The organism is Pseudoalteromonas phenolica (assembly GCF_001444405.1).
Lineage (GTDB): Bacteria > Pseudomonadota > Gammaproteobacteria > Enterobacterales > Alteromonadaceae > Pseudoalteromonas > Pseudoalteromonas phenolica.
Window position 1 is genome coordinate 518,011 of sequence record NZ_CP013188.1, and the last position, 24,951, is coordinate 542,961.

At 41.5% G+C, this 24,951-nt stretch carries 19 protein-coding genes; 9 read left to right on the plus strand and 10 right to left on the minus strand.

What is annotated here, in order from left to right; translation table 11 throughout:
• The 4 genes from PP2015_RS19450 (at window position 1) to PP2015_RS19465 (ending at window position 4,231) form a co-directional block, all read left to right on the plus strand.
• Entirely contained in the window at window positions 1–1,209 is a 1,209-nt protein-coding gene (locus PP2015_RS19450; RefSeq protein WP_058032158.1) for a sugar MFS transporter, read from the plus strand.
• Window positions 1,206–2,204, plus strand: a complete 999-nt coding sequence (locus PP2015_RS19455) for a carbohydrate kinase family protein (protein ID WP_058032159.1) — start codon at window positions 1,206–1,208, stop codon at window positions 2,202–2,204. The genes PP2015_RS19450 and PP2015_RS19455 overlap by 4 nt, the downstream gene beginning before the upstream one ends.
• 7 nt (window positions 2,205–2,211) lie before the next feature.
• Window positions 2,212–3,408 carry an AGE family epimerase/isomerase gene (locus PP2015_RS19460; protein WP_058032160.1) on the plus strand — a complete coding sequence of 399 codons (1,197 nt, stop codon included), beginning with the start codon at window positions 2,212–2,214 and terminating at the stop codon, window positions 3,406–3,408.
• A 358-nt stretch (window positions 3,409–3,766) separates the two neighbouring features.
• Window positions 3,767–4,231, plus strand: a complete 465-nt coding sequence (locus tag PP2015_RS19465; protein WP_058032161.1) for a hypothetical protein — start codon at window positions 3,767–3,769, stop codon at window positions 4,229–4,231.
• A gap of 84 nt (window positions 4,232–4,315) precedes the next feature.
• On the opposite strand, the gene PP2015_RS19470 is transcribed toward PP2015_RS19465, so the two are convergent.
• The 8 genes from PP2015_RS19470 to PP2015_RS19505 form a co-directional block, all read right to left on the minus strand.
• Window positions 4,316–4,936, minus strand: a complete 621-nt coding sequence (locus PP2015_RS19470; RefSeq protein WP_058032162.1) for a hypothetical protein — start codon at window positions 4,934–4,936, stop codon at window positions 4,316–4,318.
• A 94-nt stretch (window positions 4,937–5,030) separates the two neighbouring features.
• The gene (locus PP2015_RS19475; protein ID WP_058032163.1) at window positions 5,031–5,849 is read right to left on the minus strand and encodes a lamin tail domain-containing protein; all 819 of its coding nucleotides are present in this window, start codon (window positions 5,847–5,849) and stop codon (window positions 5,031–5,033) included.
• 348 nt (window positions 5,850–6,197) lie between these two features.
• Window positions 6,198–7,517: a sensor histidine kinase gene (locus tag PP2015_RS19480; protein ID WP_058032164.1), complete on the minus strand. Its 1,320-nt coding sequence runs from the start codon at window positions 7,515–7,517 to the stop codon at window positions 6,198–6,200.
• Window positions 7,517–8,851, minus strand: a complete 1,335-nt coding sequence (locus PP2015_RS19485; protein ID WP_058032165.1) for a sigma-54-dependent transcriptional regulator — start codon at window positions 8,849–8,851, stop codon at window positions 7,517–7,519. Before PP2015_RS19485 ends, PP2015_RS19480 begins: the two co-directional genes overlap by 1 nt.
• Window positions 8,852–8,924: 73 nt before the next feature.
• Entirely contained in the window at window positions 8,925–10,148 is a 1,224-nt protein-coding gene (locus PP2015_RS19490) for an ABC transporter permease (RefSeq protein WP_058032166.1), read from the minus strand.
• A 2-nt stretch (window positions 10,149–10,150) separates the two neighbouring features.
• Window positions 10,151–11,509, minus strand: a complete 1,359-nt coding sequence (locus PP2015_RS19495; protein WP_058032167.1) for an ABC transporter permease — start codon at window positions 11,507–11,509, stop codon at window positions 10,151–10,153.
• A gap of 14 nt (window positions 11,510–11,523) precedes the next feature.
• Window positions 11,524–12,219 carry an ABC transporter ATP-binding protein gene (locus tag PP2015_RS19500; protein ID WP_058032168.1) on the minus strand — a complete coding sequence of 232 codons (696 nt, stop codon included), beginning with the start codon at window positions 12,217–12,219 and terminating at the stop codon, window positions 11,524–11,526.
• 35 nt (window positions 12,220–12,254) lie between these two features.
• Entirely contained in the window at window positions 12,255–13,523 is a 1,269-nt protein-coding gene (locus PP2015_RS19505; RefSeq protein ID WP_058032169.1) for an efflux RND transporter periplasmic adaptor subunit, read from the minus strand.
• A 178-nt stretch (window positions 13,524–13,701) separates the two neighbouring features.
• Between PP2015_RS19505 and PP2015_RS19510 the strand changes: the two genes are divergently transcribed.
• A complete protein-coding gene (locus PP2015_RS19510) occupies window positions 13,702–14,076 on the plus strand; it encodes a hypothetical protein (RefSeq protein WP_405127350.1) in 375 nt (124 codons plus the stop codon).
• A gap of 68 nt (window positions 14,077–14,144) precedes the next feature.
• Here the strand turns inward: PP2015_RS19510 and PP2015_RS19515 are convergent, their stop codons facing one another.
• Window positions 14,145–14,675: a GNAT family N-acetyltransferase gene (locus tag PP2015_RS19515; RefSeq protein ID WP_058032170.1), complete on the minus strand. Its 531-nt coding sequence runs from the start codon at window positions 14,673–14,675 to the stop codon at window positions 14,145–14,147.
• Between the two features lie 6 nt (window positions 14,676–14,681).
• A complete protein-coding gene (locus tag PP2015_RS19520; RefSeq protein WP_058032171.1) occupies window positions 14,682–15,848 on the minus strand; it encodes an MFS transporter in 1,167 nt (388 codons plus the stop codon).
• A gap of 102 nt (window positions 15,849–15,950) precedes the next feature.
• Here PP2015_RS19520 and PP2015_RS19525 point away from each other — a divergent pair, with 102 nt between their 5' ends.
• The 4 genes from PP2015_RS19525 to PP2015_RS19540 all read left to right on the plus strand — a co-directional run bounded on the left by PP2015_RS19525 (window position 15,951) and on the right by PP2015_RS19540 (window position 24,814).
• The gene (locus tag PP2015_RS19525) at window positions 15,951–16,841 is read left to right on the plus strand and encodes a LysR family transcriptional regulator (protein ID WP_058032172.1); all 891 of its coding nucleotides are present in this window, start codon (window positions 15,951–15,953) and stop codon (window positions 16,839–16,841) included.
• Between the two features lie 549 nt (window positions 16,842–17,390).
• Complete coding sequence (locus PP2015_RS19530) at window positions 17,391–20,549, plus strand: glycosyl hydrolase family 18 protein (protein WP_058032173.1); 3,159 nt, start codon at window positions 17,391–17,393, stop codon at window positions 20,547–20,549.
• A 70-nt stretch (window positions 20,550–20,619) separates the two neighbouring features.
• On the plus strand, window positions 20,620–22,071 hold the full coding sequence (locus PP2015_RS19535; protein WP_319593342.1) for a lytic polysaccharide monooxygenase: 1,452 nt from the start codon (window positions 20,620–20,622) through the stop codon (window positions 22,069–22,071).
• A gap of 277 nt (window positions 22,072–22,348) precedes the next feature.
• Complete coding sequence (locus PP2015_RS19540; RefSeq protein WP_058032174.1) at window positions 22,349–24,814, plus strand: glycosyl hydrolase family 18 protein; 2,466 nt, start codon at window positions 22,349–22,351, stop codon at window positions 24,812–24,814.
• The last annotated feature ends 137 nt before the right edge of the window (window positions 24,815–24,951 follow it).

Genomic DNA, 24,951 nt, shown 5'->3' on the forward strand with positions numbered 1-24,951 from the left:
ATGGCAAAACAAATTAATCAAAAAATGGCGTTTTATGCCATGACCAGTTTGTTTTTTATCTGGGGTTTTATTACCGCGTTAAACGACATTCTGATCCCATTCTTAAAAGCAGAATTTTCACTGAGCTATACCCAAGCTATGTTGGTACAGTTCTGTTTCTTCGGCGCTTACTTTCTAGTGTCGCCATTGGCTGGTCGTGTGGTAGCGAAATTTGGTTATCGCAATGGCGTGTTCATTGGCTTATCAACATTAGCTCTGGGCTGCTTGCTGTTTATTCCTGCAGCAAGCGTGAAAGAGTACGCGTTGTTCTTAGGCGCACTCTTTGTACTTGCAGGCGGTATTACCGTGCTGCAAGTCTCTGCAAACCCATATGTTAATTGCTTGGGTGAACCACAGCATGCGGCTAGTCGCTTGAATTTGGCGCAGGCGATTAACTCGCTGGGTCATACGGCAGGGCCACTGTTTGGTACCTTCTTTATTCTTTCAGCAACCAGCAGCACTGCTGGTGCCGAGCAAGTGCAATTACCTTATTTCTTAATTGCACTGGCAGCCATTACGGTAGCTTGCTCGTTCAAGTTTATCGAATTGCCTAAGCTGGATTTTGAACAGCAAAAAGACGTGGAAGTGAGCGGCTCAATTTGGCAGCAAAAGCACCTTGTCATGGGCGCACTGGGTATCTTCTTATACGTGGGTGCTGAAGTGTCTATCGGTGGCTTCTTAGTGAACTACTTCGAGCGTCCTGAAATTGGTGGTCTGACAACAAAGCAAGCAGGAAACATGGTGGCTTACTATTGGGGCGGCGCGATGATAGGTCGTTTTATCGGCTCAATCTTAATGCGTAAATATGCGCCTAGCTTGGTATTAGCTTTAAATGCAGTGATGGCGGTGGTGCTATTGATGGTCACAGTGTTTAGTACCGGCAAGCTTGCAATGTGGAGCGTATTAGCGGTTGGTTTCTTTAACTCAATCATGTTCCCAACGATTTTCAGTTTAGCAATTCGTGGTTTAGGCCAGCTAACAGCCAAGGGCTCGGGCTTATTATGCCAAGCCATCGTTGGCGGTGCGGTTTTCCCACTGCTTCAAGCGGTTGTCGCTGATAAGTTCTCTGTACAACTGAGCTTTTTAGTGCCTGTATTCGCTTATGTCTACATCCTATTTTTTGCTATGAGCCAATATAAGGGTCGAGCGCAAGAGGTAAGTGCAGCATGAGCGGAGTGTTATGTTATGGCGAAGCGCTGATCGATTTTTTACAGTTTCAAAGTCAAGAACAAGATGGCTTAACCATTAACGATTATCGACAATTTCCCGGTGGTGCGCCTGCCAATGCTGCGGTGGCTTTGGCCAAACTTGGTGGGCGGGCGCAATTTGCCGGGCAAGTGGGGAGCGATCAGTTTGGTGAGTTTTTAATTCACAGCCTTACGCATTACGGTGTTGATACTCAGTTTACTTTAAAGCACGAGACTGCACCGACGCCTCTGGCCTTTGTGCATCTAGACGCAAGTGGTGACAGAAGCTTTACCTTTATGCGAAAAGATAGCGCTGACCTTTTGCTCACACCCGAGCAAGTCACTGAGGCGTGGTTTGCAAATAACCGAATTGTGCATTTATGTAGTAATACTTTGACTGAGTCAGGTGCTGCGGTAACCACGCAAACTGTGCTTGAACAAGCAAAAGCGTTGAACTTACAGGTATGTTTTGATGTGAACCTGCGCGCCAACCTTTGGAAAGATCAGCACATTGATATTGCGTTGGTGAACCATTTGGTGAAACAAGCCGATATCGTCAAGTTTGCCAAAGAAGAGTTTGAGCTGTTATCTCAAGGTAACCCTGAGCAGTATTTATCTGATTGTTTAGCAGCAAATTGTCAGCTTATTTTGATCACTAATGGCGGTGATGAGATTGAGTATGTGAGCACACAATTCCGCGGTTTTGTGACTCCAGCGAAAACGCAGGTAGTTGATACCACAGCAGGTGGCGATGGATTTATTGGCGCGATTTTATACTTGCTCAGCGAAACCATCCAACTTGAAAGCTTATTGCATAGCGAAGCACAAATTCAAGCCGCTGTGGCTTTTGCCAGTTGCGCAGGCGCCATTGCTGTTTCTACGCAAGGTGCTTTTCCTGCATTGCCAAGCTTCACACAAGTCAGCGATTTATTTAACGAACAATTTAGTGGCACATACGATGCTGCCTTTTTAGAGTAAAACACACGTGAATTTTTATAACTCAGAATTTTTAACAACACACAGTCAATCGATCGTCGACTTTTATAAAGACCGTTGTGTCGACAACGACCTTGGTGGCTATTTTCAAAACTACTTAGACGATGGCACAACATTTAACAATGGATTTCGCCAGCTTGTCAGTAGCACACGTATGGTTGTGAACTTTTGTCGTGCGGCAAAGCTGTTAAACAACGACGAATACTTAGCCATTGCAAAGCATGGATTGGACTATGTGGAGCAACAACATTGGCGTGAATCGTCAAAAGCTTATGCATGGACTTTGCAAGACAACCAACCGCAAGACATGACACAACAAGCCTACGGTTATGCGTTCGTATTGCTGTGTTACGCCCATTGTTATAAAGCCGGTGTCATTGACTCTGATGCAAAGATAAATGAAACATTCGAATTACTAGAGTCGCGCTTTTGGCAAGCAGAAGAGGGGATCTACGCCGATACCATTTATGATGATGGCAGATTGTGTGATTACCGTGGTCAGAACGCCAATATGCATATTTGTGAAGCGTTAATCGCAGCTTATGGTGCGACTCATTCACCTGTATACCTTGAAAAAGCACAACATTTGGCCAATCGTTTTTGCTTTGAGCTCTCAGCACAAAGCTTAGGTTTAGTGTACGAGCACTTTACACCTGAGTTAGAACCAGATCTTGAATACAACAAAGACGACCCGAAAAACCTATATCGTCCATGGGGTTTCCAGCCTGGTCACCAAACAGAGTGGGCTAAGTTACTGATGCAACTCAATGCCTTTGAAGCACGCCCTGAGTTTGTTGAAAAAGCACAATACTTATTTGATGTGGCATACAGCAAAGCATGGGATACCTTTCACGGTGGTTTGGTGTATGGTTTTGATACTGAATACCAAACCTGCGACAGCGACAAATACTTCTGGGTACAAGCCGAAAGCTTTGCAGCGGCGGCTATGTTGTTTGGTGAGACTAAACAGCCACAGTATCTAGAGCAATACACTGCACTTTGGGATTATTGTTGGCAGCACTTTGTAGATCATGAGTTCGGTGCTTGGTTCAGAGTACTGACTGGTACAAATCAAAAATACAGTAATCAAAAGAGTGAAGCGGGTGCTAAATGTGATTACCACACGCTGGGTGCTTGTTTTGATGTGCTGGAGTTTTCTTTTATACCAATCCGCTTAAGTAAGTGATCTATTTTGAGGCAAGAAAACCTCGTTGATAGCAAGGCAAATATTTCGTTATTTAGTTGTTCTAAATGAGAAATCTTTAACGCCGCTATCATCAGGCTTAATCCCTTAAAATGATTAAGTGTTATTGCGGATTGATATTAATTAAAAAAGTAAGACTATTTATCTAAATTCTCCTTGAAATAGGGTTTTGCGCTTTTGCGTCGTGCAGACTCCTACTCGAAGCATCTTTGCTTTTGATTGCAACATCTTCGGTGTTCATTAAAGGCTTAGGTGCTTTTTTACTCTGTTTTACATTCGTGACTTGCACACTAAAACACCATCGGATACCGTGTATATAAAAATAAGCGGGGGGACTATTGTGAAATTTTCAGAATTAAAAGTGTCAGATAAATCACTTATGGGGCTGGTACTCAGTCTGACTGGCTTACTCTTGATAGGACATTTTAGTATCGAAGAGCCCGTATTGCCCGATTATCTCGTGATTTGTATGGCAATTTTGTTAGCAGGTCAATGCTATCGTTTTCATCCTAAGTATAAACAAGATAACGCTTTAACCAATCAGATCCGTCGTGATGACGACGTGCTTAAAATAAAGAATAAATCGTTACACACAGTTATTAGCACTCAAAAAAGCCAAAGTATTAAGATTGCACGTATCTCAAAAGTTACTGTAATTGATGAAGGGCTTTCCATTATTATTGATGGCAATGGTGCAGGCTTTGATTTTTTCTTGAATGACAATGCCAAAGACATTGCTGAGCATCTTAAAGCCTTGCTATCGCCACAAGAGCAAGCGAAGATTGAGTTTGAAGTGATTAGTTAAAATTCTTGAGAAACGAAAAACGAAGCTTCAATGTAGGCGAGGGTTTACCCCTCGCTTTGTTATTTTTATATGGTTGAAAACAGCTTAAAGACTAGAGTTCTTCACTTTATCCAAAGCTAAATTAAATTTTCTATCGTTACTGTCTATAGCTTTTTCTAATTCGGGCAGTGACTTTTCACCTTTTTGATAGTCAATTTCTAGACGCAGTGCCTCAATCGTATACGTTAATAAAACAAGATAAATTTGCGGTTGATTGCCATTGCTTATTTTCTGTAAATTAAATTTATACTCGTTTAAATCTATCAGAGTTTCTTCTGAAAGCGTTCTGTTTACCAGACTTTGCCTCATAAACGTGTTTAGGTAATCAGGAAATGGTAAAGGGTTTTTATCAAAAAAGTGTGTACGTGTTTCATCTTCCTCTGGCAGGTCTAAGTAAAACTCATACAGATCTTCAGAGTAATCATGAGAACTCTCAATGGCGGCGATGGTGGCTTGCATGAGCTTAATCACATGATCTTTTTCTTTTTGCTCTTCTTCTATATTGGCAAATGCCATTGCTAATAGCACACCAAATAAGGTGGCAATTAAGGTAAGGAAAAAATTTATACCTGTAGAAAAACGGTTGATGGTATCTTGGTACTTGGGCACAAATGTGAGCATGCCAAGTACAATCAGTAGAATGGTTAAAAAGGTGTATAAAATCATATCCCTGAGCTCGATTTTTATTATGTGCTTGCATCATAACATGGTAAAAAAAAGGGGGCTAATGCCCCCCAAAATCACTATGAAGCTTAGGGAGTTATGCAAAGTGATATTCGTTAACACGCTGCTTATTTTTATCTAATAATGCAACGGTGCTTGTTGATTGTTGAAAAATAGGAGTTGAGCTGTCAAATGAGTAACAACCAGGTTCATTATGGTTAGCATAAATTTTTAGTTCAGAGCAGGGCTCCATTTTTGACATTTGACCAAAAGTAAATTCAGGCCCATCTTTTACACAAATGCTCCAACCTGATAAATCTACCCAAGAAGTACTTAAGTTGATTAACTCAATGTGATCTTTGTCTTTATTTCGGTTTATGTTTGTATCATGACTGATGTGAGAAATAATGATTGACTCATGCGCTTTGCGACCATTTATCCAAGAGCTCACTACACTGCCTTCTGCATCTATTAATTTGATATGGCAGCCAAGATGATTGAAAACAGGACTAAGCTTGTTAAACATAAAAGTGCTTTGCTGCTGCTCAACTTTGATTATTTGACTTGGTTTTATGTAGCTGTTACGTGGAAATGTGAATAAAGTCTCACCAGTTTCAGCTACTTCTAAACGCCAGCTCTCGAGATCGATAATAGCTGGGCCTGTATTCTTTAATTCAATACTTTCATTTGAGCTGGAAGAGTTCACATATTCAATTTGAACTTGAAGTGGTGCCATTAGTTTAAAGCAACTATGCCAATAGGATTGGATCGCCCCATGCGCGTGTCGCTGGTTTTGAAGATTAGGCAAAGAATTTAATGTATTGGATTTGATTTTTTGATGCACTTTGTCGAGCGCCGAGCGAGCATCTATTTGCCAAATTTCATTGGCCATATTTTGTCTGGTTTCAAAATTCACAGTTAGCTCCTTTAATCGCTTATGAATATTTTCATAAGCCGTAATACATTAAAACTAAGCACTACACTTATCCGGCGGTAGTTTTGCTTTGATTCTGGTTGCTTCCTTTTCGATTAATTAATACGTGAAGTTAGTTAATTTATCAGAACAATCTAATTGTTGTTTCAGTCGTCTTCAAACGCATTATGGGGACTAATTTATCCTAGATTGAAACAGATTTATACTACTTAATGAGATTTTTATGCTTAATTTTATTACATCCCATTACAAATTTGCTTACATTGCTTTATGAATATATTCATATTTTGATGTTTATCAAAGAGTTATAAATTTTTTAATATTTTGCTTCTAAAATCTTAATGGAATGTCAAATTCAACCATAATTCCACCGTTTGTACGATTTTTAATCTTCAATTGACCTCGGTGTGCATTGATCACTTCCGAGCAAATACTCAAACCTAGTCCACTTCCTCCCTGTTTTGTTGAAAAAAACGGTAAAGTTACTTGGCTAATTTTGCCCTGAGTGATCCCTTGGCCCCTATCGACCACCGCAAAGCGAACTCGGTTATAATCTTTAACGACTTTAATACCAATATCAGACACTTTTGAACCAGATTCGTGGGCATTCTTAAGTAGATTTATTAACACTTGCTCTAGTTGTAATACATCGAAATAAGCGTGTTTGCATGGTAAGTCTGCTAATAGTTCAAAAGCATATAGCTTTTGCACGCTTTGAAGCGTTGCAGCTAGGTTTTGTTTGCTGATATTAGGTTTTGGCAAACGAGCAAATTCGGCATATTTTGCAATGAATGCGTTGAGGTTGGAGGCTCTTTGGTTAATAGTTTGCAAAATATCAGGGAGTAAATCTAGGTGCGTATTTTTTTCTAAAATGGCTTCTGCAGATGATGTTAGCGAAGAAATTGGAGCCAATGAGTTGTTTAGCTCATGGCTAATTAAACGAATGGCATTTTTCCATAGTTGTAGCTCTTCTTTGCCAATTTCTAAAGATAGGTCTTTACATAAAACTAGCTGGTGGAGCTGATGGTTATAGGTGACGGTTTGGTTGGCAATATAATAGCTTTGTTTTAAATCATTGTGTTCAAAACTGACAATGCCAGAGCCTTGTTCAAGTAAAAATGAACGTATTGGTGAACTGACGTTTTCAAGTAAGCCATATAGCTCTTTACCTTTGAGCGAACCTGCAACTTGTAATAGCTCGTTTGCTTGTTGGTTGTGATAGACCACTTGTTTAAACGGGTTAAAAAGCACAATAGCCATAGGCGATGCTTGAACAATACTGTCTAGTAAGTGCTCTTTTTGGCTTAAAGTTTGCCTCTGTTCAGTAAGGTTACGAGCAAGATCATTATATAAATCTAGTATTGGCGCGAGGTGTTTATCGCCATCAGGGTGAATACGAATTGAAAAGTCGCCATCTTTGAAGCTCTTGATACCATCGTGTAATGCATCCAATTGTTTTTGTTGAAAGCTGACAAAATAAAACAGAGAAGTTGATAAGCATATAAAAGATAAGGCAAACGCTAAACCCGTCAGCCAAATGCCTTGATACCCGAATTGTTCGCCCGCTGCATAAATGAACCAAAACAATACAAAACAGCCCAGCAGAGAGTAGCCAGTTTTGTGTAATAAACTTATCTCATTATGCTGCATTATTTTAATCCGAATTTTTCCATGCGACGATAAAATGCCTGACGGCTCAATCCTAAGCTTCGTGCCGCTTTAGCTATAATGCCCTGATGTTTGTCCAGTGCACTTTGGATATCTTGCAAACTATATTCTACTTTTTCTTGAATCGGTACTTTTAAAAGTGTAATCCCTAAGTCTTTACTTTCAATAGTGTTGTTTTGACACAGTAGTGCAGCTCTACCTAGCACATTTTGTAGCTCTCGCACGTTGCCAGGCCACGAGTGTGCCATCAATGTGTGTTCTGCGCTGGTACTGAGCGTTTTATCTGAATTAAGGAATGATTGTACTAACAAGGGAATATCGTCTTTTCTTTGGGAAAGAGGCGGGAGTTTTAACTCAATCATATTGAGTCGATAGTATAAGTCTTCTCTAAACTCACCGTTGGTGATGGCTTGAGGCAGGTTGGTATTAGTGGCACTGATAATACGCACTGAGACTTTACGAGTTTTGGTACTGCCTACACGTTCAAATTCGCCACTTTGTAATACCCTAAGTAATTTTTGCTGCCCTGATAGTGGTAAGTTGCCAATTTCGTCTAAAAATAAAGTCCCACCATTGGCTGCTTCAAAACGACCTTCTCTGGCTTTGGTTGCACCAGTATATGCGCCAGCTTCTGCACCAAATAATTCTGCTTCGATTAAATCAGCAGGTAATGCACCCGCGTTTACTTTTATGAATGGAGCATCTTTGTATTGGCTATTGGCAACGATAAGTTCAGCGACCTTTTCTTTACCCGCACCATTTGGTCCAGTAATTAAAATGGGTGCATCTGAATGGGCGACTTGAGTGGCCATTTCAACGAGGTTGATCATGCTGTTATCAGCGAATACCATGCCAGCCAGGTCAAAGTTGTCGTGTAGGTGTTGTAAGCGGGCTCTTTGTTTGACGTGACTATTTAGTTGCTGTTGTTGTAATTGATAGCTTTCTCGTAAATTTTGCACGGTTGTAAGAAGCTTTTGATCTTCCCAAGGTTTGGCAATGTAATCGGCAGCGCCATCTTTTATTAGCGCAACTGCCATTTCAAGGTTAGTCCAAGCAGTGAGTAGAATGATAGGGAGGTCAGGATCAAAATGTCGAATTCGGTGGTAGAGTGCTTCGCCTTCTTCACCAGAAGTGGTATCTCGTGTGAAGTTCATGTCTTGGATCACGAGATCAAAACCACCTTGTTGCAGTTTTGTTATGCCTTCTTCTGGGCAAGTTGCACCATCGCATTCAATGTCATTAATTAAAAATAAAACCCTGAGTGCTTTTACTACATCAGGGTTGTCGTCGATGATCAGAACCTTGCTTTGCTGCATACTTTTATACTTTTTATTTTGATGTAAAAGAGAGACATTGAGTCTCTCTTTTTACGTTTAATCTTTTACTGAATTAATTGGCTTTCGTCACTTGCGCAGGTGCAATTAACGTTGCTTTTCTGGCTGGTAAGTAAGCCGCAAAGCAAGTTAATAACCAGACAAACAGGGTAACAGCTATACCCACCATTACGTTAGGTGTTCCTTGTACCCCAAGTGTTTGTAATAATGCCATATTTAGCCACAAAGATAAAAAGAAGCCTATTACCAAACCAACCAGTGCCAGTAGCGAGTTTTCGATGAGCAGGCTTTTGAGTACCATGCTTTTACTCGCGCCAAGAGCTCTTAAAATCCCTAAGTTTTTATGACGCATTTTGACCGAGAAGGTAACGAGCGCGATAATTCCTAATGAAGTGATAAGTAAAGCGACCGCACTGATAGCAAACATCACAAATGCAAAGCTACTTCTGCCATCCCATAAACGTTTTTTGGCACGCGCTGAGAATTCGACACGCGATACAATGCGTCCCGGCTCTTGATAAAGTAATGACTCAATTGTTTCTAAGACTTTCTCTGAAGTATTCGGTACAACACGAATAATGTAGTTTATTTCGTTGTTACGGCCGTAAATGGCTTCAGGAATAACCATACCGTGATACCAAACTTGCTCGTAAGTCGCGCTTTCTCCCAGCATTTTATCTTCGAACGTTCCCACTACTTGATATGGTGTTTTTGAACCATTCAAATAGACGGTTTGACCCAAAGGCGAAGCTCCTTCGAAGAGCGTTTTTGCTAAATCATCGCTGATAAGTGCAACGCTTGCTGGCGTAGTTGCGGCATCACCAGTGACAAACTCGTTTGCGTAGAAGTCACGACCACTGTTGATATTGAGCATTAAAGAATCAACGCCTTGTTGGTCTACACCAAATAGCGCAATGGAATGATCTTTGGCATTTTCGTCAAGATTATCGCTATACACAACATTGCTCGAGCGACGCGTATCAATAACGTTTTCTTCACCGCTATACGTTGCTGATACAACTTCAGGGAGTGCTCGAATGGCGGTTAAGTCGCGTTCAATTAATTGGCCTTTATCGATCTGTTCATCATAAGCATGGGTAACCACATTTAAGATTTGTTTTTCTTCAAGCTTTGATGGAATTAACCAGTTTTGTAGTGTTGCATAACTAATGAAAGCACTATTACTGACGATCATGAGTGTAATGGCAACTTGGAAAACAATCAGTATCGAAATGCTTTTTTGTTTTAGAATTAATTTTAAAATATGTTTTAAAGACATGACTACCCCCTAAGCTGCGATGCTGGTGAAATACCGCTGATACGGTAAACTGGATATAAACCTGCAATTAAGATAGCGGCATAAATGAATGCACCGGACGTCAATGCAAAGCTGTAATCCATACTGAAAAAGTGTTTAACCAAGCTCGGATCGGCTGAGTAGTCCATCTGATACATGTTAACTTGGAACATCAGCTCAAGGCCTAAATGGGCGAATAGAACCCCCGCAATTATGGCTGCAAAGGCAATTAAACTTATTTCAATAAGGTGTATTTTTACGATATACCAACGGCTAGCACCAAGCGCACGATAGAGCGAAACCAGTTTGTTTTTAGATTGGTATTTCGCAAGCAAAATGCCAACGGTATTCACTAAGCAAATCGCAAATAGTAAATAAGAAAACTGAAGGTAGACCTTTTCCCAACGCATGAATTGCCCAAATTCATTCAGTAGTAACTGTAAATCGTTCAACTTGTACTTATCTTCGTGCGGAAAACGGCCAAGTTTTGCTTGTTGTTGTGTGTAATTACGTGCCCACAAAGTTGCTGCAGCGAGTTGTTGCTGGTGGTTTTGCTTATCGAACTCAATCCATGTGTGAAGGTAGCCGCATTCAGCCGACTTAAGTGCCGAAATATTATGTTGGCGATATTCACTGCGTTGGTTTTCTTCTTTTGTCTGACAAGGCATGTAACCTGCTCGAGGCAAGTTCATTCTCTCTGCTGTTGCCAAAGGCACAATCGCTAAATCGTTATAGCGGTTGCTAAAGCGCATGTTTGAAATACGACGCTTGTGCTGAGATAAATCCATTACACCGACAATCTTTAAAGATTGTTTATCGATTTTGATAAATTGGCCTACCGAGTTTTCTCCTGAGAAAAAGTGGTCATTGACTTTTTTATCGATCACGATAACGTCACTCTCCGATTGTGCTTCTAACCAAGGTGCACCGAAAATAAAAGGCACATTAAAAACACTAAAGTAATCGATATCAGAAGCAGAGGCCGTGGCTATCATGGGTCGTGCGCTATCGAGTTGCTCTGATTCTAAAATAAAGCGCGTGTCATAGTTAAATGACAAGTGCTTATATTCAAGAGATGCATTTTTAAGTGCTTGAGCATCTTGAAACGTCAATGGCGGATAGCGAAACTGGTTTCGAATCTCAAAATCGCTATCCATATAGTTGAGGCTAAAGTGATGCATCTGCGGCGCTTTGTCGGTTAGCACACTGTTGCCGCTTAACTTCACTGTGGTACTCATGGTGAGAAGTAATGTAATACCGATCACCAAATTGACTATCATTAAAATAGTGAGTTTACCTTTTTGTTTAACGCCTTGCAGGGCGAGTTGAAATAAGTCTTTCATGTCGCACCTATGCTCTAAACAGCTAAATCAGTAAGTTGGCTTTTGTTGATGTCGGTTAACTGGCCATCGAGTATTTGAATGTTGCGATGTGCGCGTTGGGCCAGTTCATTATCGTGCGTTACCATCAGTAAGGTTGTTCCTTGCTGATTAATCTCTTGCAGTAAATCCATCACTTGGCGCGCCATATGGGTATCAAGGTTGCCTGTTGGCTCATCGGCTAATAAGAATCTCGGTTGTCCTGCAAGTGCACGTGCTATCGCAACACGCTGCTGCTGACCACCACTTAATTGCGCAGGAAAGTGCTTCCCGCGACTAGCAAGACCGACCATTTCAAGGGCGTTTTCGATGCGTTGCTTACGCTCATGGCTTGGTAAGCCTCTAAAAATTAAAGGCACTTCAATGTTGTCGTAAAGGTTTAATTCGCTGATCAGGTTAAAACCTTGGAAGATAAAGCCAATTTTTTCGTTTCTGATTTTAGACAGCTGGCTGTCGTTTAATGTACTGACATCCTGTCCGTCCAAAAAGTATTGGCCTTTATCAAAAGGTTCGAGCAAACCGGTTAAGTTTAAGAAAGTGGTTTTACCTGAACCTGAAGGGCCTGTGACAGCGATGAAGTCCCCTTCATTTACCTCAAAGTTGACATCAACCAAGGCGTGGGTTTCGATAAGCTCGGTGCGATAAATTTTGCTGATGTTCTGCATTGATAACATGATATTTTCCTTTTTATTAATTATCCAGGCTCAGGTTAATTACTAAGCATGACGTTTTGTTGGTTTTGAAACGCAGCAAGACTTGAGATGATGAGCTTATCTCCGGCTTTCACGCCCGATGTTAACTCAACTTCGTGAATACTTTTAGCGCCAATGCTGATTGATTGACGTTGTGCTTGTCCTTCGTTTATTAAGTAGGCAATTTTGCCAGCGCCAGTTTCGACAAAGGCGCCACGTTTGATTTTTAGGACATCTTGTTTTTGTGACAAAATAAGTTGTGCACTGACACGTTGATTTTGTCTAAGTTTTTCTGGTTGTTGGTCAAAGCGAATGCGACCTGCGACACGTCCTTGTTCAACTTCGGGAGAAATAGCGACCAGAGTTGCAGGGTAAGTTTGTTGATTAATTTGAATGTTTGCAGCTAAGCCAATCGCCAGTTCATCCGCTAAGTTCTCTGGAATAAAGGCTTCGACTTCTAGTTCTGATAAATCAACCAAAGACATCAACTCAGCATCTCGTTGCACATGCTGCTTCTGTTGTACGTTTACAGTACCCACTATGCCACTTAGGGGTGATTGTATAGTTAAAGCCGCCACTTGACGCTCTAGCTCTTGTGTTAAGTGCTGTTGACGCGTCAATGCTAATTCGGCAATTTTAAGCTCAAAGTTAAGGCTTTTTTGCTCTAAATCGAGTGCTTCAATCGCATGTTTTTTATTAAGCTCTGCACGCTTTAGCGCAACGATTTTTTCTTCGAGCTCTAATTTTGAAATGATCTGTTTTTTAATACTAGCATTAGCACGCTCCATGGCACTCGATGCAGCTTCTAGGTCAACACGTGTTAGTTCAGCACGCTGCTGGGTATCGAGTAAGCGTTGCTCAGTGGTGATTTTCTGACGATTAAACTCTGTCTCTAATCGCGCCAAAGTTGCTTGTTCTTGCAGTAACTGATTTCTTAGTTCAGGGCTGTTTATACTCAGTAAGTCTTGCCCTTTATTAATTTTATCGCCGGCTTTGACATGTAAAGTGACCGTACCCGGTGCAATGGCATACACTGCTGGATTAATTGCTGCCAGTGTTTTACCTTCTACTCGAATGTCTTCGAGCATGTCGCCGCGTTCAACGATAGCAGTTTGAATAACTGATTGTGAAACAACTAAATCAGTGCTTAAAAGTTGACTAAATTTCGGCACTGAATAAGCCGTTAATGCTGTTGTGGCCAGTAAGCCTGATGCAAGCAATAACCATTTTTTACCATTTCGACGTGGTGCTACTTGCTTGTCTTGTCCTTGGGTGTCTCTTATCACAGCTGTCCGCCTTAAAAATAATACCTGAATGATAGTTAGGTATTACAAACAATGTGCCAACAGTTAAATCTTTGAAATTAATGGGTTTTTTTGTTTTATGTATATTCAAATTTAATATCGGACGGTCAGTCGGACAGATTTCGGACGGGTGTTAAACTGTCCGCACACATTTATGGACATGCGTTATGATCAAGACAGCCCTCAAAGCCGTACTTTGATGGCTAAGTATTTAAAATTAATATTATTCAGTGACGAAGTGATGAGAAATAGAGTGAGACGTGCTCCAAAACCACAAGACAATGCTTATATTCAAGAGGTACTAAGTGCCTTGAAAGCCAATCCTGAAAAAATAGAGATATTGGCGCGTAATTGTGATGAGTATAAGCAGCAAATGCATTTGAAACGCGGGTTTTTAAGGGCAATTGAGCGACTTGAATGGGTGATCCATGCCAGTAAAGATATCGAACAATTTGAAAAATCGATACTGGCAGATGACTATATCGGCGAAGTGATCAGACGCTATCCGCTCTTGTTTAAGGGGATAAAGAGTTAAAGTTATAAAGAGTTAAATGCTAAGGGCATAAAGCGGCAAAGGAAATAACGGTGATATAAGCCAGAGGCCTACATCACTTCATGCTTTAACACGCCATAGGTAAAGCAGTCCGTTGTACCAGAAGGAAGGGTCATATAACTTCTGAGTCTTCCTTCTCTTTTCATCCCCAGCTTTTCCATTAACTTCCAAGAGGCAATATTATCAACGGCGCAAATCGCATTAAGCTTGTTAAGTTCAAACTGAGTAAATACTTCTTTGATTAAGGCGCTTGAGGCTTCAAACGCATAGCCTTTACCATGATGTTGACTGGCTAAACGGTATCCAATCTCGCCACATTGATGATCTACAGAAACAAACTTGAACATCAACTCACCAATCAATTTAGCACTTTCTTTACACTCAATCGCAAGTATGAGTCTTTCACCTTCCTTGCCAGCCCAAGGCAGTTGAGCTTGCGCGATCCGCGCTTGTGCATCAGCAAGGGTCGCGGGCTTGCCAATATAGCGAGAGGTATAGGGGTCACTTCTATGCGCTAATACCGCCTCTAAATCAGAGACTTTAAGTCGGCGGATAATCAGTCTTTTTGTTGTGAATTCCATTTCTTTTTATCTCTCACATAGGGTTAGGTTTAATGATAGTTTTTTCCAGCAAAACCATAAGACCATTGAACAAGTTAGCACGATAAGGGGCAATATGTGTTGGCTGCTAAATAAAATAACATTAGTTAACCAAGCTATAGCCGTAAAAAATAGTAACTCTATCGCGCCTACTAGTGCATTGGCTGAGCCGGCTTTTTCTGGTTGTAGTAAGCCAATGATGTGCATGTAACTCGGAAAATATGCACCAAATACCATCATAACTAGCGTGTAAGCAAATAGCATAACTAACGCACTGATATGGCTAAACTCGAAAATAAACGCAGCTATTGGCAGCGCAGGCCATAACAATTTGACGATTTTCATATAGCTCATACGCTTTTGCATTATTTTTGCCAAAGAAGATCCTACTAGCAACCCCGCCATGGGTAACATCATCGCATAGCCAATTTGCTCGGTATTAAATTGAAACTGTGCCTGTAAATAAAAAGGTAAATACAGCTGAATGGTTAAATATAAGTAAGTAGGTAACCACTTAAAATTTGCCAGTAAGATTAAATTTTTATCTTGTAACAGTGATTTATATAAACTTGCCAACGCTCGAGGTCTAATAGAATGAGCATCGTTTTTTTGTGATTTAGGAAGGATCACAAAGCCTAACCACAACACCAGTGCAAAATGCAGCACCATGATAAAAGAGAGGCCTTGCCAATTAATAAGCTGCGCGAGTGTACCTGCTATCATGGGCGAAAGTATTGCAGTGATCGACGCTGCCATTGCAAGGCTTGCCATCGCACTTTTTAATTTTGCACCAGTTAAATACTGCGCTAACAAGGTTCGACTGATCAAAACTGGTGAGGCTGAACCTATTCCTTGTAAAACTCGGCCTAGCAAAAATTGCCAATTTGACTCTGCAAAACCACATATTAACGTGCCTGCTACTAAGATGAGCTGCCCAGCGATTAGAATGTGTCTGTCACCATATTTATCTCTTAGAGGTCCAGCAATTAACTGAGTTAGCCCAAGCGTGATGAAAAAGCTGACTATCACTGCTTGGCTGGCGCTGGAGCTTAACGCCAGATCTTTAGCTATGTCTGGCAAAACAGGCATATAAAGTTGGCTTGCAAACTGAGAGCAAGACATCAATAGAACCGCTAGAAATACAATTGAAGACATAACTTTTCTTAAAAAAATGAACAGACGCACAAAATACTGAGTTTTTACTTTCTTAAAAATAGGGTAATAATAAAAATACTAGTTCCTGATAGGAAACAATAAATGGATTGGTTATCTGCAGTAAAAAGTTTCGAACTCGTCGCCAACACTAAAAGCTTTACATCGGCTGCCGAGCAACAAGGTATTTCGGCCTCAGCGGTAAGTAAACGGATTGATTGGTTGGAAAAACAATTAGCAACCAGCTTATTTGTGAGAACTACTCGGCAAGTGAGCCTAACCGAATCAGGACATGGCTTTTTACAAAAGGCTTCACCTTGGCTTGAGCAATTTGATGCCATGCTGGAGTCAGTAAAAAGTGCCCATGAAGCGCCTCAAGGCGTGCTAAAAGTCGCTGCAACCCAAGCGGTTGGCAGTTCGTTGTTAATGCCAAATATAGAAAGGTTCTTACAAAAATACCCTAAAATGTCGGTGCAATTAAACGTGCTTATTCCAGGTAATGATCCTGATTTAAGTCATGATTTAGTGATCACTCGCTATCATGAAGAGTTCGATTCTGTGTCTCATAAAGGCACGCACTTAATTGATTATCAAATGAGTGTGTTTGCTGCACCAAGCTATTTAGAAAAACACCCACCTATTAATACAGTAGAAGACCTAGCTCAGCATAAGATGTTGCTCAATAATTATTACCAGCAAAAGGGCGGCATTTTACTAGAAAATGGCGAGTTCGTTTCTTTTACCAACTATAATTTTGTGTCAGAAAATCTTGATGCAATTCTGAAAGCTGCCATACAAGGTATGGGCCTAATATTCATTTCTCCAGATTATGTTGAGAGAGAACTAGATATGGGCGTGTTAGCACCTGTTTTACCCAACGTAAAAAGCGAAGTGAATCGTTTGTGGGCTTATTATCCAAAGACAAGCTTTACACCTTTGAAGACAAGGTTGTTTATCGATAATTTGAAGCAGCAAATGAAAGGGTTTAGGTTGTAAAATGAATTTTTTACCAAAGGTATATTCCTTTCATTGTTAAATTTACAACTAAAAAGATATTAATCTTTAAAATAGTCCATATTTAGATTTATTGCACTAATATTAACGAACTGTGAAAAGTGAAAATGTGACTATTTTTAACTCTCTTTTCTAACTTTATTTATCATGTAGAGTGTAATTTATTGATAATATTAATTCTTTATCTTTGTTGTTAAATTATACCTACCTGGTAGGATGAGTTTATTCTGTAAACAATTCTATTCGATTTGGATTGTTTCTGTTTATGGTAATTTCATTTTACCTATTTCTCACCTCAATATATCTATCTGTAAAATATAGGAAATTTCATATAACTTTCATATTTGAACGCTTTTTGTGCAGTTTTAACTCTAGTGTAGAATATTTTTTGAGCGTTCAGGTTGCCTAATGTTAAAACTTTGTAATTTTAAATTTATGTTCTAGACTGATTTCGATCCGTTAACGGGTACATCTGTAACTTATAAGTTAACTTAGTTAAAAAAATACAACAGATTTAATCAGGAACAAGTTATGAAGGATTTGAATTTAATGCGAAAAGGTTTTAAACCTTCGGCATTGGTTTTAGCGATACTCAGCGCACCTGCCTTTGCAAGTGTGGATTGTACAAATATTCCTCAGTGGGAAGCTGGTAAAGCTTACTCTGAAGGCATGCAAGCTCAGCAAGATAAAGTAGCTTATAAGTCTAATTGGTGGAACAAAGCAGAACCTAAATTACGCTCAGGCGATTGGCAGGAGTGGACTAAATTAGGTAACTGCCAAACCGATGTACCTGTTAATGAAGCCCCAAAGGTGACTTTATTAAGCCCTGCGAATGGTAATTTGCTGAATGAAAATGACAGCGTTGCCATTTTGGCGGAAGCCAGTGATACCGACGGTCAAGTTAAGCAAGTTGAAGTCTATTTAGACGGTCAATTATTAACTACGCTCAATACTGCACCGTTCGAATTTAATTGGACGGCAGTGGTTGGTGAGCATGTATTTTATGCGATTGCACAGGATGATGACGGTGCGCGAACGGAGTCGGCACGTCACTCTGTGACAGTTCAGAAGAAATCAAACGAGAACCGAGCTCCAGTTGTCAGTTTAGCGGCGACTCTCCCATCAGAGTTAGAAGTCGGCTCGCAAGTAACATTTAATCTGAGTGTGTCAGATGCTGATGGTCATGCCGTTTCGCAAACACTGACAGTTAACAATGAGGTGGTTGTAAATAGCACAAAAGGGACTGAGCAATATGTTTGGACACCAACAGTTGCGGGCACATACACATTCACGTTGACTGCTAAAGATGAGTTGGGCCTTGCAGCAACACCCATTGAGCGTGTTTACATTGTGAAAGAAAAAGGTGACCCGATTACAGGTCATGAAAATTGTCGTCCAGCAGGTCTATATCAAGCGCAAGGTGTACAACCTGCTTACTGTGATATTTATGACACAGAAGGCCGAGAAAAAATGGGTGCAGATCACCCTCGTCGTGTTATTGGTTACTTCACAAGTTGGAGAAATGGTGCGAACGGACAACCAAGCTATTTAGTAAAAGACATTCCTTGGGATAAGATCACCCACATCAACTACGCGTTTGCACACGTAAATGCCGCGAATGAACTAAGCATCGGCGATCCAAATGCAGCCGGAAACGCGGCTACCAACATGACTTGGCCGGGTGTTGAAGGTGCAGAGATGGATCCAAGCCTGCCGTACAAAGGTCATTTCAACTTATTAAATAAATACAAAAAGCTACACCCTGATGTGAAGACGATGATCTCTGTTGGTGGTTGGGCTGAAACAGGTGGTTTCTTCGATTCAAATGGTAATCGTGTAAACAGTGGTGGTTTCTATACTATGACTACGAATGCTGATGGCAGTGTAAACCATGCTGGTATCGACGCATTCGTAGCAAGTGCGGTTAAATTCATCCGCGAGTATGGCTTTGATGGTGTAGATATTGACTACGAATATCCTTCATCAATGAAAGACTCAGGCCACCCTGATGACTTCCCAATTAGTAATGCCCGTCGTGCAGGCTTAAATGCTTCTTACGATGTGTTAATGCGTAAACTTCGTGAAGCATTAGATGCGGCCAGTGCGCAAGACAATACTCACTATATGCTCACCATTGCATCACCATCTTCTGGTTACTTACTGCGTGGTATGGAAACATTCCAAACTGCTAAATACCTAGATTTTGTGAACATCATGTCTTATGACTTACACGGTGCATGGAACGATCATGTTGGTCATAACGCAGCGCTTTACGATACAGGTAAAGATTCTGAGCTGGCGCAGTGGAATGTGTATGGCACTAAAGAATTCGAAGGTATTGGTTACTTAAACACTGATTGGGCTGCGACTTACTTCAGAGGTGCGTTACCAGCAGGTCGTATCAATATCGGTCTACCTTATTACACCCGTGGTTTTAGAGACGTTCAAGGTGGTGAAAATGGCCTTTGGGGTCGTGCTGCGTTACCAAACCAAGCTGATTGTGCGCCAGGCACAGGTGTTGGTGAGAAGAACAAATGCGGTAATGGTGCGGTTGGTATCGATAACTTATGGCATGACACCGTTGATGGCATTGAAGTACCAGCGGGTAGTAACCCTCTTTGGCATGTTAAAAACTTACAAAATGGCATTACGCCAAGCTACTTAGGTGTTTATGGTCTAGATCCGGTAAATAACCCTGAAGACAAAATGGTGGGTACTTATACGCGTCACTATGACAGCGTTGCCATTGCGCCTTGGCTATTCAATGCAGAAAAGAAAGTGTTCTTATCGATTGAAGACGAAGAGTCAATGAAGACCAAGCTTGATTATGTGGTCAATAAAGAGCTTGGCGGTGTAATGTTCTGGGAACTTGCGGGTGACTTTGACTACGATACGCAAAAAGGCGAGTACTTCATGGGTAGTACTATGACGCGTCTTGCTTATGACACTTTCAACCAAGCATCAACTCCATACGGTGCACACTTAGGTGATGGTGCATTTGTACCGGCAGCCAAAGCCGTTGATATTAAGTTTGAGGCGAAGAACTTCCCTGTTGGCGATGATAACTACCCAATTCGTCCAACGTTCGCGTTCACTAACAACTCACAAATTGATTTAACTGGTGCAACGATTTCATTCAATATTCCAGTATCTACCTCTGCAATCTTTAAGTCAGATTGGAATGCGCAGAAGAAGTTAGGTATCAAGATTGATACGAATAACTCCAATGCTGCGGGTAATAATATTGGTGGGTTTGAGAATGAATTCCACCGAGCTTCAATCACACTAACCAATGAGTGGGGCGGTGCAGCTGAATCATTTAAGCCGGGTGAAACCGTGAATGCGCAAGTACTTTACTACATACCTATTACCGGTCCGGTTAACTTCACGATTGAAAAAGATGGTGCTTCGTATGCGTTTGCTAGCGAGTATCCAAAACTACCAATCGCGACAAAGCCAGATACAGGTAACCCAGGTAACGGTGACCCAGGAAATGGTACGTGTAATGGGGTAGATGTTACTACCATTAACACTTATCCGAACTGGCCGCGCACTGATTGGGCGGGTAACCCAAGCCACGCCAACGCAGGCGATTACATCATACACAACCAAGTCGTTTTCCAAGCAAATTGGTGGACATCGAAAGAGCCTGTTGAAGGCGGCGATTGGAAAAAAGTGTGTGCTTTGTAAGCCAAACCTTTAACTAGAAATTATTTAACCAGAAATCTAAGGGGCTGCTTGCCAGCCCCAAGGAACTATCATGAAAAAAATAATGTTATCGGCTATTGCTGTTGCAATGGGCCTAGGGTTTGCTGACTCTGTTTCAGCCCACGGTTACATGGACAGCCCTAAAGCCAGGCAAGCAATCTGTGAAGAACAAGGCGGGTTTTGGTGGCCAAAAGACGGCAGTAATATTCCAAATACTGCCTGTCGTGCAGCTTACTTAAAAAGTGGGCAAGTGCAGTTTATACAATTACATGAGTTTGCAGCTAATGTGCCTGACTACTTAAATCAAGCGGCAGTTGAAGCGGCTGTGCCTGATGGTGAATTATGCTCAGGTGGCGATGTAAATAAAATCGGCATCAACACACCTTCTGTAGATTGGCAGCGAACTGTTGTTAAACCTAATGCAAACGGCACCATTAAAATTCGCTACCGCGCTACGACACCTCACAACCCAAGTTTTTGGAAATTTTATATTTCAAAACCTGGCGTTGATATTCATGCGCAGCCATTAAATTGGGCTGATGTGGAGCTTGTTCAAGAGCATGGCAATGTGGATTTCTTTGTTGCACCAGATGGAAAGCGATATTACGAAATGGATGTGGCTATTCCAGAGAAGTTCAATGGTGAAGCCATTTTATTCAGTCGCTGGCAGCGTAACGATGTAGTGGGTGAGGGTTTTTATAACTGCTCAGACATTACAATTGAACGAGTGACAGATCCTAATCCAATTGAATGGCATGTGGCGGGTTACTTCATTAAACAAGGGCAAGAAGCCAATGCTGGCGATACAGTTTGGTTGCGTTTATTTGATGTGAACGGCCAAGAGCTTATTCAGCAACAATTAAAAGTTGCCGCTGATATGCCTAATTGGCAGCAGCAATTGGCAGAGCAAGTCAGCCTAGACTTTGCCCAATTGATCCAAATTGGTATCAAAGATGCGCAAGGAAATGTGCAATTTGATGGTCAAAACCTGCTTTCAAACCAAGTGTTTGTGACGGATAAAAACCACACCTTTAACTTATCCATTGTCGCGGCACCTAAAAATACACCGCCTACAGTACATACTCCGTCGGCACTGACGCTGGACGAAAATACCAGTGCCCATCTTCATGTGCATGCCTTTGATGATGAGCAGCCAACACTTAGTTTTGTTTGGGAATTACCTGCGCCGCTAACGTTCACAGGCAGTGGCTCAACCATCACAGTGAATGCGCCAGAAGTGACTGCCGATCAGCAATTTACAGGTTCAGTCAGCGTATCAGATGGTGAGTTAAGTAAAACAGTGCCATTGACTGTCAATGTGACAAATAAAGTCACGACACCACCTGATGGTTCAAAAGACACATGGCGCGCTGACAAGGTCTATACCGCAGGTCAAACCGCTATTTATAAAGGTAAAACATATCGTGCCAAATGGTGGGTAAGAGGGCAAAAACCTGATAGCTCTCAAGCGTGGGAGCTACTTACAAAGTCGGGTGGTAATTAAGAAGTTTGTGAGAAATACAGTTTTCTTAGGCAAAACCACAGAGAGTTATGAAAGAAAAATTATAAAGCATGTTGTTAGACGCAAGGGCAACGCCCGAGCTCAAACAACATAAGGAAACAACTTTAATAACCATTAGAACGACCCAAAGCGCTGAGATGCTCGTTTTTGACAAGCAAATATGAATGAGAGATGTGCGAGCGCATCACTACTTTAGTGCTTGTTAACTAATTCAGTGTTGAAACGTGGCGGGAAACACAACAATTGAAGGAACTAAACTATGTTTAAAATTTTAACTTCAGCAGTCGCAGTCGCGGCAGCCATGAGCGCAGCAACAGCGATGGCGGCACCGGCAACACCAAGTCTTAATTGGGAGCCGCAAAACTATTCGTTTGTTGAAATTAACCTCGATGGTCGCGGTTCATACAAACAGCTGGTTAAAACCAAAAAAGAAGTCCAAATCAACATAAAATGGAATGCATGGTCTGGCTCTGCAGGCGACACTTATAAAGTTTACTTTGACGATCAAGTTGTTCATCAAGGCCCAGTTGCTGCAGGCGCAAATGGTGGCACAATTTCATTCCCTTACACAAAGTCTGGTCGTCACGATTTACGTGTTGAGCTTTGTGACGCAACAGGATGTTCTAAGTCAGCTGCAAAACCGATTGTCATTGCAGATACAGATGGTGGTCACCTTGCGCCATTGGCGATGAATGTTGATCCAAATAACAAAACGTATCCGAAACAAACAGACACTGTGGTTGGTGCTTACTTTGTAGAGTGGGGTATCTACGGTCGTGACTATGATGTAACTAAGATCCCTGTCGATAACCTAACGCACATTCTTTATGGTTTCATTCCAATCTGTGGTGAGAATAGCTCACTAGGTGAAATTGAAAATGGTAACAGCTTACGTGCGCTTCAGCTTGCATGTGGCGACTCAAAAGATTACGAAGTCGTAATTCATGATCCATGGGCTGCAATACAAAAAGCATTGCCTGGTATCAACAGTAAAGACCCAATTCGTGGTACTTATGCACAGTTAATGGCGCTTAAGCAACGTAATCCTGATCTTAAAATCCTTCCTTCTGTAGGTGGCTGGACACTTTCAGACCCTTTCCATGGCTTTACGGTTAAAGCAAACCGTGACGTATTCGTTAACTCAATGAAAGAGTTCTTAACAACGTGGAAATTCTACGACGGTATCGACATTGACTGGGAATTCCCAGGTGGTGGCGGTCCTAATGCTAACCTAGGTAGCCCTGAAGATGGTGCCGCTTATGTTGCACTTATGAAAGAGCTACGTGCCATGCTTGATGGTCTAGAGGCCGAAACAGGTCGTAAATATGAGTTATCTTCAGCGATTGGTACAGGTTACGACAAGATTGAAGACGTTGATTACAAGCAAGCTGCTCAGTACATGGATTACATCTTCGCGATGACCTATGACTTCTTTGGTGGTTGGAATAACGTAACAGGTCACCAAACTGCACTTTACTGTGGCTCACATCTAAGCGCGGGCGAGTGTAATGGTACAGGTGTTGATGACCAAGGTAATCCTCGTAAAGGCCCTGCTTACACAATTGATAATGCAATCAAGTTATTGCTTCAACAAGGTGTACCAAGTAAGAAGCTAGTCGTAGGTACGGCCATGTACGGTCGTGGTTGGGAAGGTGTTTATCCACAAAATGCGACGATTGCTGATAACCCAATGACAGCACCGGGTAATGGCAAATTAACAGGCACCAAAGCGCAGGGCGTTTGGGAGGCAGGCGTCATTGACTATAAAGGTGTTAAGTCTTACATGATTGGTGCCAACGAGCAGGGCGTGAATGGCTTTGAAGTAGGCTATGACGAGCAAGCACAAGGCGCATACGTGTGGAACCGTAGTACAGGTAAATTAATCACTTATGATAGCCCACGCTCTGTAAAGGCAAAAGGCCAATACGTTCGCGCTAACAACCTAGGTGGTTTATTTGCATGGGAAATCGATGCAGATAACGGCGATATCTTAAATGCAATGCACGAAGGCTTAGGTGCAAGTGATACGCCAGTAGATCGCGCACCTGTGGTTGACCTTGTTTCTGAAGTGACAATCGACTCTGGTAAATCTGCTACTGTTTCAGCGACAGCGACTGATCCAGAAGGTAAAGCGGTGTCTTTCCAATGGTCTGCAGATCCAGCATTAACGCTAACTGGGAATGGCGCAAGTGTGTCTGTTGCTGCCCCAACAGTCACAGTAGACAGCGTTTATACCCTAAGCCTTAAAGTGTCAGACGGTAAAAACGAAGTAAACCGTCAAGTTAAAGTGATTGTTAAAGCACCAGCTTCAGATAACAAAGCACCAGTAGTGGGCACTGTTGCTGATGTCACTGTTGATGAAAAAGCATCGACTTCACTTTCTGTAACTGCCAATGACCCTGAGAACCAAGCACTGACATACACTTGGTCAGTACCAGGTCATACAGTAACGGGTTCTGGTAGCTCAGTAACATTAACGGCTAACGAAGTGACTGCAACTGAAACAGTACAAGGCACAGTGAGTGTGAGCGATGGTGTTAATACGGTTTCTCGTACTTTCAACGTCACAGTCAATAACCTTGCAGATACAGGTAAAACAACTTGGGATGCCAATACAGTTTATGTTGGCGGCGACTTAGTTTGGTACGAAGGTACACAATACAAAGCGCGCTGGTGGACTCGTGGCGAAAACCCAAGCACTAGCTCTGTATGGACAAAGCTGTAACTTTATTACCAATCCTCTTTATTTAGTCATTTATTTTGAGGGTTGGTATGGCATATAGCTAACGCATAGATTTATCTTTTGGCAAGGACGCCTTTTTTATTTTGAATCAACACTCCATGCTCTGCTTAATCTGTAAA